At 71.7% G+C, this 13,381-nt stretch carries 12 protein-coding genes; 6 read left to right on the top strand and 6 right to left on the bottom strand.

All coding sequences use genetic code 11. The features are described 5' to 3' along the window. The first annotated feature begins 1 nt into the window (after position 1). Both recR and ABCQ75_RS05535 read left to right on the top strand, forming a co-directional pair. A complete protein-coding gene (gene recR / locus ABCQ75_RS05540) occupies positions 2 to 601 on the top strand; it encodes a recombination mediator RecR (protein WP_345883691.1) in 600 nt (199 codons plus the stop codon). Between the two features lie 107 nt (positions 602 to 708). Beyond that, positions 709 to 1,752: an isopenicillin N synthase family dioxygenase gene (locus ABCQ75_RS05535; protein WP_345883689.1), complete on the top strand. Its 1,044-nt coding sequence runs from the start codon at positions 709 to 711 to the stop codon at positions 1,750 to 1,752. Here the strand turns inward: ABCQ75_RS05535 and ABCQ75_RS05530 are convergent. Beyond that, positions 1,713 to 2,870: a hypothetical protein gene (locus tag ABCQ75_RS05530; RefSeq protein ID WP_345883687.1), complete on the bottom strand. Its 1,158-nt coding sequence runs from the start codon at positions 2,868 to 2,870 to the stop codon at positions 1,713 to 1,715. The genes ABCQ75_RS05535 and ABCQ75_RS05530 overlap by 40 nt on opposite strands. Positions 2,871 to 3,029: 159 nt before the next feature. Here ABCQ75_RS05530 and ABCQ75_RS05525 point away from each other — a divergent pair, with 159 nt between their 5' ends. After that, positions 3,030 to 4,343 (top strand): aspartate kinase, encoded by a 1,314-nt coding sequence (locus ABCQ75_RS05525; RefSeq protein ID WP_345883685.1) that lies wholly within the window; start codon positions 3,030 to 3,032, stop codon positions 4,341 to 4,343. A 199-nt stretch (positions 4,344 to 4,542) separates the two neighbouring features. On the opposite strand, the gene ABCQ75_RS05520 is transcribed toward ABCQ75_RS05525, so the two are convergent. Together ABCQ75_RS05520 and ABCQ75_RS05515 are read right to left on the bottom strand one after the other, a co-directional pair. After that, positions 4,543 to 4,812: a hypothetical protein gene (locus ABCQ75_RS05520; protein WP_345883683.1), complete on the bottom strand. Its 270-nt coding sequence runs from the start codon at positions 4,810 to 4,812 to the stop codon at positions 4,543 to 4,545. Between the two features lie 175 nt (positions 4,813 to 4,987). Then, complete coding sequence (locus tag ABCQ75_RS05515) at positions 4,988 to 5,212, bottom strand: hypothetical protein (RefSeq protein ID WP_345883681.1); 225 nt, start codon at positions 5,210 to 5,212, stop codon at positions 4,988 to 4,990. A gap of 112 nt (positions 5,213 to 5,324) precedes the next feature. Between ABCQ75_RS05515 and ABCQ75_RS05510 the strand changes: the two genes are divergently transcribed. Both ABCQ75_RS05510 and ABCQ75_RS05505 read left to right on the top strand, forming a co-directional pair. Continuing rightward, positions 5,325 to 5,819 carry a MarR family winged helix-turn-helix transcriptional regulator gene (locus ABCQ75_RS05510; protein ID WP_345883679.1) on the top strand — a complete coding sequence of 165 codons (495 nt, stop codon included), beginning with the start codon at positions 5,325 to 5,327 and terminating at the stop codon, positions 5,817 to 5,819. Positions 5,820 to 5,845: 26 nt separating this feature from the next. After that, positions 5,846 to 6,301 carry a subtilase-type protease inhibitor gene (locus ABCQ75_RS05505; protein ID WP_345883677.1) on the top strand — a complete coding sequence of 152 codons (456 nt, stop codon included), beginning with the start codon at positions 5,846 to 5,848 and terminating at the stop codon, positions 6,299 to 6,301. 88 nt (positions 6,302 to 6,389) lie between these two features. Here the strand turns inward: ABCQ75_RS05505 and ABCQ75_RS05500 are convergent, their stop codons facing one another. Next, positions 6,390 to 8,039 (bottom strand): alkaline phosphatase D family protein, encoded by a 1,650-nt coding sequence (locus ABCQ75_RS05500; protein ID WP_345883675.1) that lies wholly within the window; start codon positions 8,037 to 8,039, stop codon positions 6,390 to 6,392. Positions 8,040 to 8,280: 241 nt separating this feature from the next. On the opposite strand from ABCQ75_RS05500, the gene ABCQ75_RS05495 reads away from it, so the two are divergent. Beyond that, on the top strand, positions 8,281 to 9,249 hold the full coding sequence (locus tag ABCQ75_RS05495; RefSeq protein ID WP_427916045.1) for a 3-methyladenine DNA glycosylase: 969 nt from the start codon (positions 8,281 to 8,283) through the stop codon (positions 9,247 to 9,249). Positions 9,250 to 9,438: 189 nt separating this feature from the next. Here the strand turns inward: ABCQ75_RS05495 and ABCQ75_RS05490 are convergent, their stop codons facing one another. Both ABCQ75_RS05490 and ABCQ75_RS05485 read right to left on the bottom strand, forming a co-directional pair. After that, a complete protein-coding gene (locus ABCQ75_RS05490; protein WP_427916051.1) occupies positions 9,439 to 12,510 on the bottom strand; it encodes a S8 family serine peptidase in 3,072 nt (1,023 codons plus the stop codon). Positions 12,511 to 12,980: 470 nt separating this feature from the next. Beyond that, positions 12,981 to 13,274, bottom strand: a complete 294-nt coding sequence (locus ABCQ75_RS05485) for a DUF1540 domain-containing protein (RefSeq protein WP_345883671.1) — start codon at positions 13,272 to 13,274, stop codon at positions 12,981 to 12,983. Between the last annotated feature and the right edge of the window lie 107 nt (positions 13,275 to 13,381).

Genomic DNA, 13,381 nt, shown 5'->3' with positions numbered 1-13,381 from the left:
GGTGTACGAAGGCGCGGTCCAAGACCTGATCGATGAGCTCGGCCGGCTCCCCGGCATCGGACCGAAGTCGGCCCAGAGGCTCGCCTTCCACATCCTGGAGGCGGACGCGGATGACATGAAGCGGCTCGCCGCCGCCATCAACCACGTCAAGGAACGCGTCAAGTTCTGCCAGATCTGCGGCAACGTCTCGGAGCAGGACACGTGTGCGATCTGCCGTGACCAGCGCCGCGACCCGAGCGTCATCTGCGTCGTGGAGGAGTCGAAGGACGTCCTCGCGATCGAGCGCACCCGGGCGTACAGGGGCAGATACCACGTGCTCGGGGGCGCGATCAACCCCATCGCGGGAATCGGCCCGGACCAGCTGCGCATCCGCGAGCTTCTCACGCGGCTCAACGACGATCAGGTCACCGAGATCATCATCGCCACGAACCCGAACCTCGAGGGCGAGGCCACGAGCACGTACTTGGCCCGGATGCTCAAGACGATCGGGGTCAGCGTCACGCGCCTGGCGTCCGGGCTGCCGGTTGGCGGCGACCTCGAATACGCGGACGAGGTCACGCTGGGACGGGCCTTCGAGGGGCGCCGCAGCGCGATCGGCTGACCGGGGGGCACGCATCCGGGCCGTGACGGATCCGTCGCATCCGAGCAAATGGGTCGAATTGTGACAGAACATTACGCATGGTGACGCGCCCGGAGCATGCTAGGACCATGACCAACGCACGCACGACCATCCCGATCCTCGACCTCTCGTCGGCCCGGGGAGAGGACGGGGCGTTCACGCCTGAGTTCCTCGACGCCCTGCGGGATGCGGCCCACAACGTCGGGTTCTTCCAGGTCACCGGCTACGGCGCCCGCGCCGGCCAGGACCAGGAGCTGCTGGACACTGTCGCGGAGTTCTTCCGCCTCCCGCTCGAGGACCGGCTCGCGCTCGACAACCGCACGTCGCCGCAGTTCCGCGGTTATACGCGGCTCGGCACAGAGATCACGCGCGGGCGCGCGGACGCGCGCGAGCAGATCGACTACGGCCCGGAGCGCGAGCCCCTCATCGAGGTCCCGGCGGACAAGCCGTACCTCCGCCTGCAGGGCCACAACCAGTGGCCGGCCGCCTTCCCCCAGCTCGAGAAGGCCGCGATGGAGTGGGCGGAGCTCATGTCCTCGGTCGGCGCGGAGCTGCTCGCGGCCATCTCGGTTTCCATCGGCCTGCCGGAGGACCACTTCGCCGAGCCGTTCGCCGGGACGCCCGCCTGGATGGGCAAGCTCGTGCACTACGTGGGCACCGGCGTGGTCCCCGAGGCCGGCGGCCAGGGCGTGGGGCTGCACGCGGACTACGGGTTCGTCACGCTGCTCCTGCAGGACCAGGTGGGCGGGCTCGAGGTCCAGCCCTACGGCCAAGAGGAGTGGATTGCCGTCCCGCCGACCCCTGGCGCGCTCGTGGTGAACCTGGGCGAGATGCTCGAGGTCGCCACTGACGGCTACCTCATGGCCACGATCCACCGCGTTGCGGCGCCGCCCGCGGGCGTGGACCGCTACTCGGTCCCGTTCTTCTGGTCGCCCCGTCTGGACGCGGTCATCGAGAAGGTGGACCTGCCTGCCGAGCTCGCCGCGGAGGCCCGCGGCGTCTCGGACGACCCGGAGAACCCGATGCTCTCCTCGTACGGGCAGAACGTCCTCAAGGGCTGGCTCCGCGCCCACCCGGAGACGGCGAGGATCCACTACCCCGAGCTCGTCGGGCGCCCGGGCGCGGCGGGCTGAGCGGTGCGCCGGGCACGCCCCCGGAGGGACCCGGCGCCTACGAGGGCCCCGGCCACGGCGACGAGCTGCGCATGGCCAAGCACATCCAGGGCAGCCGCCGCGGGGTCCGCGCTGTAGCCCTCGAGGCAGGGCTCCCAAGCGGACGGCCCGGTCGCGGCCGCCTGGTAGGCGTCCGCCGCCCAGGCCACCATCGACCCCGGCGGCAGGGCGTCACCGGTCGCCGCGATGGCCACCAGAGCGGGGTTGGCCGCGGCCAGCCACACGACCATCTCGGGACGCTGCCCCGTATAGGGGTCGAGGTCGAAGTCGATGCACTCGTAGGAGACGATCCGGCCGTCCTCCCGCTCCACGTTGACGGCGAGATAGCGAGGGACGCTTCCCTCGGTCAGGGGCAGGAGCCAGACCATGGCCGCCACGTTGCCCGCGCCCAGCCACAGGACCGCCACTGTCCCCACCGGCCAGGCCCAGGCACGATGCACGACGGCGGCACGCACCCCAGTGCCGACCGCGGACAGGAGGGCCGCGGTCCACGCGCCGGAGGACGCGGACGCAGCGACGAGCGGCGCGTGCGCCCCGAGGATGGCCCCGGCCAGCCCGTTCACGGCCGCCGCCGCGGCGCCGACGAGCAGCCCGCGGCCGAGGATCCGGCCGAGCGCTGCCCGCCCCACCGCGTGCGTGGGACGCAGCCGCCCGGCCAGCCCGGCCAGGAGCGCCCACGGGCACAGCGCAAGCGGCAGCGCCCAGAAGGCGAGCACAGGCAGGACCTCGGCGACCACCGAATCCGGCGCGCGCCAGGGCTCGGTGTACTCGGCTCCGGCGAGGAGCGCCGTCCGGAGCGGCCAGTGGACGGCGGCGGCGGCCGCCACCGCCGACAGGGCGAGGCCCGCCCACCAGACCGGGCTCCGGGCGAGGTACAGGAACTCGCGCCGGGCGCGGACAAGGACAGCCATGGACGTCCGGCGGAGGGATGCGGCCCGCGCGAGGGGGAGGGAGCGGCGTTCGGAGGGCACGCCGTCGTCCACTGCACGGCCCGGACCCGCGGAGGCACCCACCGCGCCCAGGTCCTCGGCTGCCGAGTCGGGCGGGCTCTGGTCCTCGAAGGGGCGCGCTGGTTCCATGGCTGCTCCGCTCCGGCCCCAGCCGCCGTGGAACAATGCTAGGCCCCCGGCGCCCGGCGGGCACCGCAGCGGACGTCATGAAATTCATCGGCGCGACTCCCGGCCGGTAAACTGGCAGGGACCATCCCTGTAGCCCCGAGCCCCTGTGAGCGTGCCCGCATGTCGTTGCCCCTCGAAGTGCCCACCCGGCAGCTGATCGTCCAGAAGTTCGGCGGCTCGTCCGTCGCGGACGCGGCGGGCATCAAGCGGGTGGCCCAGCGCGTCGTCGACACGCAGCGCGCAGGCAATGAGGTCGTCGTCGTGGTCTCCGCCATGGGCGACACGACGGACGAGCTCCTCGACCTGGCCGGAGAGGTCGCCGAGAGCGCCCCGGCCCGCGAGATGGACATGCTCCTCTCAGCCGGCGAGCGCATCTCGATGGCCCTGCTGGCAATGGCGATCAACGGCCTCGGCGCGCACGCGCAGTCCTTCACGGGGTCCCAGGCCGGGATGATCACGGACGGGATCCACGGCAAGGCCCGCATCATCGACGTGGACCCGCACCGGGTCCGCACCGCGCTGGACAAGGGCAACATCGCGATCGTGGCCGGCTTCCAGGGCATGAGCCGCGAGAGCAACGACATCACGACCCTGGGCCGCGGCGGCTCGGACACCACGGCGGTGGCCCTCGCCGCAGCGCTCAACGCGGACGTGTGCGAGATCTACACCGACGTGGACGGCGTCTACACGGCAGACCCGCGCGTGGTCGCATCGGCGAAGAAGATCGACACGATCTCGAGCGAGGAGATGCTCGAGCTCGCCGCGTCCGGCGCCAAGATCCTCCACCTGCGCTGCGTCGAGTACGCGCGCCGCTTCGGGGTGCCGCTGCACGTGCGGTCCTCGTTCAGCCAGCACGAGGGGACGTGGGTCCTGCCCAGCCCCGAGGACAAGTCCACCGTCAGCGAGGGAGTCGCTTTGGAACAGCCCATTATCTCCGGCGTCGCGCACGACCGCTCCGAGGCCAAGGTCACCGTGGTCGGCGTCCCGGACATCCCCGGCAAGGCCGCGGAGATCTTCCAGGTGATCGCGGACGCGCACTCGAACATCGACATGATCGTGCAGAACGTCTCGACGCACGGCCGCGGCGCGACGGACATCTCCTTCACCCTGCCGATCGTCGAGGGCGCCGACGCCCTCACGGCGCTCAAGGCCGCACAGGACCGGATCGGCTTCGAGGACATCGAGTACAACGCCGAGATCGGCAAGCTCTCCCTCATCGGCGCCGGCATGCGCTCGCACCCCGGCGTCTCCGCGACGTTCTTCCGGGCGCTCTCCGACGCGGGGATCAACATCGACATGATCTCCACCTCGGAGATCCGCATCTCCGTGGTGACCCGCGCCGACCTGCTCGACGACGCGGTCCGGGCCATCCACTCCGCATTCGGGCTCGACGCCGAGACTGAGGCGACTGTGTACGGCGGCACCGGCCGCTGAGGCCGGCTCTGGGACGCGACCGCCCGCGAGGACGGTCGGGCCAGCGGCACCGGCCGCTGAGGCCGGTTCTGGGACGCGACCGCCCGCGAGGACGGTCGGGCCAGCGGCACCGGCCGCTGAGGCCGGCTCCAGGCGCACGACGACGGCCGGGGCCTTCCGCTGGAAGGTCGCCGGCCGTTGGTGTTCCGGGGAGGGGACGCTAGTGGTGCGTCATCGGGGGCTTCTCGTCCTTGCGGGACGCGTAGTGGTGTCCTTCGGAGTCGGTCTCGATCGTGAAGGTCCCGAGCTCGTGCTCGGAGGCCTGCTCGAACGCGTCGTGCCGGTGGACCACAGGGGCGCTCAGGTCACCGCGCGAGGCGGGTCCCCAGACCGCCGCCGCGCGTCCGGCAGCGTGCAGGAACCATTCGAGTCCGTGCGCACGCTCCTCGCGCGTCCGTTCCCGTTCATGCTGTCTCTGGATTCGGGGCATCGTTTCACCCCCTCTCAGTAGCGCCGATTGTACTCCCGCGGCGCGCCGCGGCGCAGGGTCCAGGCGCCGCGAAGCAGGGTCCAGGCGCCGCGGCGCAGGGTCCAGGCGCCGCGAAGCAGGGTCCAGGCGCCGCGGCGCAGAGTCCAGGCGCCGCGAAGCAGGGGCAAGAGGAACGTCAGCGCAGGGACTGGTCGCCGGGGTCCTTCGGGACGACGTACGTGCTGCCGTCCGGCCGGGTCATGGTGACCCACTGCTCGGTCTCGGCCTCGCGCTCGGAAAGGAGGCGCTTGTTGTCCTCGGTCATCTCGTGGTCCATGGCGCTCCGGTTGGCCGGGCCGAAGAAATAGCGCAGCCTGCCCGTGGCCCGCATGAACTTCTGGGCGAATGGCTCTCCGGACATGGCTGGTCCCCTCCTGATGTGGCTCGGCGGCCGTCACATGGAATAGTACACTCATCGTTAGTGCACTAACCAATATGGGCCGGCAACGCCGACCCGGGACCGGGAGGAATGCATGCCGAACCCCGCAGACGACGACCTTCTCCTGGAGAGGCAACTGTGCTTCGCCCTGAGCGTCGCGAGCCGGAGCGTCGTGGCCTCGTACCGCCCAGTCCTCGAGGAATTGGGCCTCACGCATCCGCAGTACCTCGTGATGCTCGCGCTGTGGGAGAGGAGTCCCCGCACCCTCAAGGACATCAGCGAGGCGCTGTTCCTCGAGCCCGCCACCCTCACCCCGCTCGTGCGCCGGCTCGAGGCCGCGGGCCTGGTCACGCGCACCCGTCAGGCGGGGAACGAGCGCGCGCTCGATGTCGCCCTCGCTCCCGAAGGCGCTGCGCTGCGCGAGCGCGCCCTCGCCGTCCCGACCACCATGATGGAGCGGCTGGGGATCACCCGGGACGAGGCGGCTGAGCTCCACGCTTCGATGACGCGGCTCATCGCCGCCGCCCAGGCCAGCAGGGAAGATGACGGCAAGGACAGGACCCGTCAGGAGCAGCCCGTCCGCGCCTAGAGTGGGAGCAGACGGAAGGAGTCCCCGTGAAGACGCTCGTCCGGATCGCCGTGCTGGCCGCACCCGCGCTCGCGTCCGTCCTCTTCCTCGCCGCGTGCGGCAGCCCCGCTCCCCCGGCGGGAGCCTCGCCCAGCTCCGACGGCGAGCCGACCGCGGAGCTGACGGTCGTCGTCGTGCGCGCCCCGGGCGAGCCCGAGCAGGAGTGGATGCTCACCTGCGACGGCCTCTCCCCCCTCCCGGGGAGCACGCACCCCACCGCGGCGGAGGCGTGCGCACTCATCCACGATCGACCGGAGGTGCTCTCCCCGCCGGACCCGCACCAGGCGTGCACGGAGCAGTACGGCGGGCCGGACGTCGCCCGCGTCACCGGGACGCTGAGGGGCGCCCCGGTGGACAGGACGTTCGACCGCACCAACGGCTGCGGGATCTCGTCATGGGACGCCTCCATTGCCCTCATCGGGGAGCCGGGCGGCGCTGTCTGACCAGCGTTCCAGCGGGCGCGGCCCCTCATCCGACAGGGGAATGGCCCCGCAACGCCATCCCGTTGCGGGGCCGCATCCCCTCAGACACTCAGCGCGCCGGCGTGAGGGCCTTCGAGTAGACCGTCTCGCCGAGCGCGTTGCGCAGGGAAACCGTGAAGGTGTCACCGGCGTCGATCTCGACGTGCCCGAAGAACTGGCTCTTCCCGTCCCGCGGGGACTGGTTCGCGTAGGCGCCGGCCTTCGCGAAGTCCACCCGCGGGCCGAACGTGAGGTCCATGGCGTTCGGCCCGAACGAGCCGGCGTTGATCGGACCGGCCACGAACTCCCAGAACGGATCGAAGTCGCGGAACGCCGCCCGCTCGGGCGAGTAGTGGTGTGCCGCGCAGTAGTGCACGTCCGCGGTGAGCCACACGATGTTCTTCACACCCGCGTCCTTGAACGCCTTGAGCAGCCGCGCGAGCTCGAGCTCTCGGCCCAGAGGGGCTCCGTCGTTCCGGTTGGAGATGCTCTCCTGCGCCGCCCCGTCCGGGACGATGATGCCCAGCGGGAGGTCGGAGAGGATGACCTTCCACGTCGCCTTGGAGCGCGTGACCCCGCGGACGAGCCACTGGAGCTGCTCCTCCCCCAGGATGGGCGTGGCGTTCGGCTCGAGGCCGGCAGTGTTCTCTCCCTTGTACGAGCGCATGTCCAGCGCGAACAGGTCCAGCTGAGCACCGCGCGGGATGTGCCGGTAGATGCGCGCGGGCTCGAACCCGGTGGTGGCGGGGGCCAGCGCGCGGCGGTCGCCGATCGGCTGGTACTCCTGCCACGCCTGGCGGCCGCGGGCCGCGAGCGTGTCGATGTCCCTGACCGTGTAGCGCGGATCCGTGATCGTCTCGCCGTGCCACCAGTTGTTGTGCGTCTCGTGGTCGTCCCACTGGGCGATCACGGGCACCTCGGCGTACATCGCGCGGACGTTGGCGTCCATGAGGTTGTAGCGGTGCCGGCCTCGGAACTCGTTCAGGGTCTCCGCCACCTTGGACACCTCCTCGGTCACGAGGTTGCGCCACGTCCGGCCGTCGCGCTCGGCCACCTCGGCCTTGATGGGATTGTCGGCGTAGACCGTGTCGCCCGAGTGCACGAAGAAGTCCGGCTTCGTCGCATGCATCGCCGCGTAGGCGAACATGCCGCCCACCTCCTCGTTGATGCCCCAGCCCTGGCCCGCGGTGTCACCGGTCCACACGAAGCTCTGCCCGCGCGCCACCTCGCCGCCCAGCGCGCTGGTGCGGCCTGCAGCGTTGGCGGCAGGCGCCGTCGTGAACGAGCCCTGGACCGCCTCGCCGAGGTGGCCCTCCGCATCCTCGAACTGGAGGGTGAGCTGGAAGCGGCTGCCGGAGGGGAGCTGGGTGGCAGCGATCTTCGCGGTGAAGTCGCTGTCCGCGCTGGCCCACGCGCCGCGGAGCGTGCGCTCGAACGCACCCTTGCCCCGCAGGAGCGCGCCCTCGGCGTCAACCGTGCGCAGGGTCGCGACGAGGCGCCCGGGTCCCGACGCGCGGCCCCACAGGACGGCGGAGTCCGTGGTGACGTCGCCGGTCTGGATGCCGGAGGGGAACGTGAGCCGGTGGCGCAGCAGGGGGACGGCCCCGTGCGCGGGCGTGGCGGCCGACGCCGGTGCTGCCGTGGCGCCCGCGGTCAGGGCACCGGCGGTGCCGGTCGCGAGGGCTCCGAGGACGAGGGAACGGCGGGAGATCTCAGTCATGGCCCGAGTCTTGGGGCAGCAGCTGACGAGCGCGGGCGCCCGAGCTGGCCGTTCGATGAAGCACCGGTGAACGTGCGAGACCTTGTTCGCTCCCGCTCACTTCGGGCACGGACACGGCCCGGGCAGAAGGCGACGCGCCGCGTGGGACCCCTGGTGCTGTCCAAAGCGAGCACGAGCGAACGCACGGGCCGCGGGACCTCGGCCGATCCCTCCCCCGCACGCCTCGGGGGATAATTGACGGGTGCCTTCCTCCGCCCCTCCGAACGCCGCGCCCGTCCGCGCTGTCCTGGCCCCGGACGAGTGGCTCCCGCGCGCCCGTGCGCACGCGGAGCGGGTGGCGCGCTTCGCGGAGCCGTTCGTGGCCCGGCGCAACGCCGGGAAGAAGCACCCCATCGAGGACTTCCTCTTCACCTACTACACGCACAAGCCCGGCCAGCTGGGCCGCTGGCACCCGGGCGTCGGGGTAGCGCTCGTGGGGCACGACGCCGTCGAGCGCCTCGCGTGGAAGCACTGCCGTGCGCTCACGGACGGCGAGCGCGCGGAGGCCGGGCTGGGGCCGGCGGACGCGCCCGGGGCAAGCCCCGCCGTCGTGCTCGATGCGCCCGCCTACGCCGCCGAGCGCGAGGAGACCATCCGCTTCTGCGGCATCATCCTGCGCGGCACCGCGGCGCGGCCGGGGAACTTCGGCTGCTTCGGGCTCCACGAGTGGGCCATGGCGTACCGCAGCGAGAAGTTCGGCATCCGGCACGAGTACCTGCCGCTGCGGCTCGGCGCGGACGGGACCGACCGGGTGGTGGAGGAGCACCGGATCCGCTGCACCCACTTCGACGCGTTCCGCTTCTACTCCCCCGACGCCGTCCCGCTGAACGAGCTCCAGCCCACCCGGGCCGCCCAGCGCGAGCTCGAACAGCCCGGCTGCCTCCACGCCAACATGGACCTCTACAAGTGGGCGTACAAGCTCGGGCCGGCCATCCCGGGCGAACTGCTCATGGACTGCTTCGAGCTCGCGTGGCGCGTGCGCACCATGGACATGCAGGCCTCCCCCTATGACCTCACGGACTGGGGCTTCGAGCCGATCGCCATCGAGACGCCCGCCGGAAAGGCCGCGTACGTCGAGGCGCAGCGCGGCTTCGCGGCCGAGGCGGCGGCGCTGCGAGAGCGGCTGACGACGGCGCTCGCCCCCTTGGAGGCGGAGCTCGCCGCGCGCTGAGCTGATCGCGCAGCGGGCCAGGCTCCGGGGAACACGACCCCGCAAACGGAGGCACAGGACCCCGCAACGCGAGGGACAGGACCCCGCAACGCCAGGGAGATGACCCCGCAACGGAGGCGTCCGTTGCGGGGTCATCTCACGTTGCGGGGTCATGTCCCCTTGCGGGGTCATGTCCCTGGGGGCTCCGGGCTATTGGCCCGGAACGGCCTCCACCGAGCCGAGCGATCCGCCCGCACGTGCCGGAGCGGAGCCCCCTGCGGCGGCGGAGCCCACCGTCACGTCCACCCACGAGCGCACGCCGTTCGGGCCGAAGGCCAGACGGCCGATGTACGAGCCCTCCGCGAGCCCGGCCCAGGCCAGTGTCACACTGGCCTGGGTGCCGTTGGCAGCGGTCACGGGGTTGGGGCTCACGGTGAGGTTGCCGGCGTCGCCGGCCCACCACGCGGCCTGGACGGTGCCGGCGGTGGCGTTGCCGTCCGGCGTCGAGTAGAGGTTGGCCACGATGTAGTAGCGGCCCGCGATCGGGTCCTTGAGCTCGAGGAACTCGCTCGCGTCCGCGGTGGCGACCTGCGTGGCCTTGAGCCCGCCGTTGCCGTTCGGGGCGAAGACCACCATGTCCCAGTCGGACTCCGGGTCGGAGGCCCTGATCCCGAGGCGGGCTGACTTCTGGCCGGCCGGGATGTCCACGGCCACGACCTCGTTCGAGGCGTCCGTGCGGGTGGCGAACGGTCCCGGCACCTTGGTCACAGCCTTCTGCGAGAGCGGGGCGAGGCCCTCGACGCCGATCTGGAGCGGGGCGTCCGTGCCGGACACGAAGCTCAGGGCGCCGCTGCCGTCACCGGTCGCGGAGGAGAAGCTGTACGCCGGCTCCACCTTGGCGTCGACCGGGCGGACGGCGATCGGAGAGGTCACGGTCCGCGGGCCGACCCACGAGATCGTTCCGGTGGTGAACTTCCCGAGCGGGGCGGAGGCGTTCTTGAAGGTGAGGGTCACCTCGCGGGTCTGGCCCGCCTTCGCGAAGGTGAGGACCTGCGGCTCGACGTGGACGTCCACGCCGGGCAGCTTCACCTGCGGCCGGTACTGGCCGGGCACGAGCGCGGTGAGCCTGCGCGTCACCTGGACCTCGCCGACGAGCGCGCCGAGCGCGACCGATGGGACGTTGACGTCCTTCGCCTCGACCGAGCCGGCCTGCGGCGCGCCGGTCGGGTAGCCCTGGCCGTTGAGGAACGCGATCCAGTCCTTGGGCCCCGAGTTGTAGACGAGCCCCGGGTCGGTGACGCGGAGCGTGTCGACGTGGCCTGCGCCCCCGTCGAACGGGTTGGCATTCGGCGTGCCGTCCGCCTTCACGAGCGGGTAGGCCGTGGTCATCATGGCGGACTTCACCATGGCCGGGGACCACGTCGGGTTCTTCGCCAGCACGAGGGCGCCGACGCCGGCGATGTGCGGCGCCGCCATCGAGGTGCCGGACATGAAGCCGAACTGCTCGCCGTCGGCGCCGACCGTGGAGACGCCCGCGAGGACGTTCACGCCGGGGGCCGCGATATCCGGCTTGAGCAGGTCGCCGCCAGAGGCCAGGGACGGGCCGCGCGAGGAGAATCCGGCGATCTGCGGGACCGCCGGCGCGGGCAGGCCCGTTGTGTCGCCCTTGGCGAGCGTCACAGTGAGGGCCGGGTCCGCGGCGATCTTCGCCTTGAGCTCGGGGCCCTGCGGAGCGTTGACGTGGATGGTCGGCACCGAGTGGAGGTCGGAGTCCTCGGACGACGGCGTGAGGTTGACGAGGATCATGCCGATACCGCCGGCGCGCTTGACCTCGGCGCTCTTGTCGATGCGGGCGATGACTCCGCGGTCGCACACGACGACCTTGCCGGCGGCCTTGGCCGGGTCGAGGCTGTTCGCCGTGCAGAGGCTGGCATCGGTGGCACCGGCAGCAGCTGCGTCGGCGGCCAGGACGGCGGATGCGTCCCTGACCTCGCCGTTCATGACGGTCGCGCCGCGGTACTTCGAGCCGTCGGAGAGGGTCACGGTGCCCACGAGCTCGGGCGGGAAGGTGCTCGCGGCGACGGTGGTGAGCCACGGGGACGCGTGGTTCACGGTCGAGGCCGTGGGCCCGGAGTTGCCGGCGGAGGCCGAGACGAAGATGCCGGCGGAGGCGGCGTTGAGGAACGCGAGCGCCACCGGGTCCGTGGTGGAGTTCGTGTTGCCGGAGATGGAGTAGTTCAGCACGTCCACGCCGTCCGTGATCGCGGCCTCGACCGCGGCGACGGACGCGGACGAGTAGCACCCGCCCGTGTTCGGGTTGTCGTCCTCCCAGCAGACCTTGTACACGGAGACCTTGGCGGAGGGGGCGATGCCCGAGCCCACGCCGAAGTCGGTGCCCGCAACGGTCATGGGCACGTCGGCGTTGCCGGCGGCGGTCGACGCCGTATGGGTGCCGTGGGAGCCGATGTCCACCGGGGAGATGAGCTCCTCGGGCGCGCGGTGCTCGGGGGCGACGTACTGGAGGAACGCGTCGGCGAAGTAGCGGGCCGAGACGACCTTGGAGTTGCACGCGGTCCCGTCGAACGAGGCGCCGGACTCGATGCCGGCCTGGCATTCGCCCCTGAACGTCGTGCCGTCCGCCTTGAGCATCGCGATTGCGCCGTCCCCGTCCAGGTACGGGACGCCCACTTGGGGCTTGGCGCCCCGGGCGAGGGGCTGGACCGCGTCACCGGCGAGGAACGGGTTGTCGGGGGCGTAGCCCGTATCGATGACGCCGACCACGGCGCCCTTGCCGGCGCCGCCCTTCCCTCCGAACTGCTTCGCCCACGCACCGTCCGGCCCGGTGAGCTTCATGAAGTCCGTGGTGGTGTAGTCCGGGGCGTTCTCCACGTCCGGCGCCACGAGCAGGACCTTGGGATCCTTCGCGAGGGCCATCGCCTGCGCCCCGCTGAGCTCGGCCACGAAGCCGTTGAGCGCCGTGGTGAACTGCGCGGCCGGCGCCACCCCCTGCTTGGCGGCAACGGCCCGCTGGGTCTGGCGCAGGTGGGCGTCGTAGGCGCGCACCGCCGGGCTGCCCTTCTCCACCTTGCGGCCCTGCTGGGGCTTCGTCGCGGCGTAGCCTGGCGTGCCGCCGTCGTATGCGGCAATCGCCTGCTCGGCGAGGACCACAATGTAGCGGCCGGCCTCGTACTGCTTCTCGGCAGAGGCGGTCTGGGAGTGCCCCGGCCCGGAGGGACTGATGTCCGGAGCGGCGTGGGCGGGGACGCCCATGCCTGTCACCATCAGGGGGAGGCCGACGGCGATCGCCGCCAGACGCCTCCGGCGCGCCGGGGCGCTGCTCACGGGTGCTTTCTTCACAGGAGACCTTTCGGACGAGTGTGACCTCCGCCACCAGCGGATTGGGCACAAGCTACCCGAAAGAACCATTTCAGACCAGTCACGGCACCGCGACCCCGCCGGGCCCTCGCACAGCCGCCCGGAAGCGGCGGGCGCGCAGCGTGGAGGGGCCTCCAGAAGGGCCCAGCTGGGACCGGGCAGCACAAGGGGCGCGCCCCCATCGGGCGCGCCCCTTGCGCCTTCCGCCGCGCCTCACTCAGGGCGAGGCGGGCGGGCCCCATGCGGCGGTTCCGCCCGCGCCTCCCTGTCCTCCTTGACCTTCCGGAGGACCAGGCGCGCGAGCCCTGCCGCGACAGCAGCCGCCATGATGAACGGGAGAGCGGTCCTGGGCTTCTCGGCCACCGGACGCCTCCAGGCTACTCGTGCTCGTACGTGAGGCAGTCCGCCGCGTCGGCGCCGGGGCCGATCTTGACGTCGTGCGCGTTGCACATGAGGTGGTCGTTGTGCACGCACTCGCCGCGCTGGCACGCACCGACGTGCGCGAGGACCTTCGGGAGGCCTCCGAGCGAGGACGTGTCGATGAACGTCCCGCAGCTCGCGTGGTCCTGCCCTCCGGCCACGGTGATCGCGAAGGCGTTGCACTCGTGCTCGTGGTTGAACGCGCAGTTGTCGACAGTGCAGTTGGAAACCTCGGTGACGTGCGTGGTCATGATTCCTCCAAGCCAGACGGTTGCGATACGGGGAATCTACTCCTGGAGGCAGCGATGAATCACGGGCTGATTAGCGCACTTTTTCGTTCCCTTCCGCGGGCCCGCGG

Origin of the sequence: Sinomonas halotolerans, assembly GCF_039615075.1 — a bacterium.
Taxonomy (GTDB): domain Bacteria; phylum Actinomycetota; class Actinomycetes; order Actinomycetales; family Micrococcaceae; genus Sinomonas; species Sinomonas halotolerans.
This window is presented reverse-complemented; position numbering and strand designations above follow the sequence as displayed.

Bases quoted from the DNA above. Each gene is read 5' to 3' on its own strand.
- ABCQ75_RS05535 (WP_345883689.1), top strand. From the start codon at position 709: ATGACCAACGCACGCACGACCATCCCGATCCTCGACCTCTCGTCGGCC.
- ABCQ75_RS05530 (WP_345883687.1), bottom strand. From the start codon at position 2,870: ATGGAACCAGCGCGCCCCTTCGAGGACCAGAGCCCGCCCGACTCGGCA.
- ABCQ75_RS05525 (WP_345883685.1), top strand. From the start codon at position 3,030: ATGTCGTTGCCCCTCGAAGTGCCCACCCGGCAGCTGATCGTCCAGAAG.
- ABCQ75_RS05520 (WP_345883683.1), bottom strand. From the start codon at position 4,812: ATGCCCCGAATCCAGAGACAGCATGAACGGGAACGGACGCGCGAGGAG.
- ABCQ75_RS05515 (WP_345883681.1), bottom strand. From the start codon at position 5,212: ATGTCCGGAGAGCCATTCGCCCAGAAGTTCATGCGGGCCACGGGCAGG.
- ABCQ75_RS05510 (WP_345883679.1), top strand. From the start codon at position 5,325: ATGCCGAACCCCGCAGACGACGACCTTCTCCTGGAGAGGCAACTGTGC.
- ABCQ75_RS05500 (WP_345883675.1), bottom strand. From the start codon at position 8,039: ATGACTGAGATCTCCCGCCGTTCCCTCGTCCTCGGAGCCCTCGCGACC.
- ABCQ75_RS05490 (WP_427916051.1), bottom strand. From the start codon at position 12,510: ATGGTGACAGGCATGGGCGTCCCCGCCCACGCCGCTCCGGACATCAGT.
- ABCQ75_RS05485 (WP_345883671.1), bottom strand. From the start codon at position 13,274: ATGACCACGCACGTCACCGAGGTTTCCAACTGCACTGTCGACAACTGC.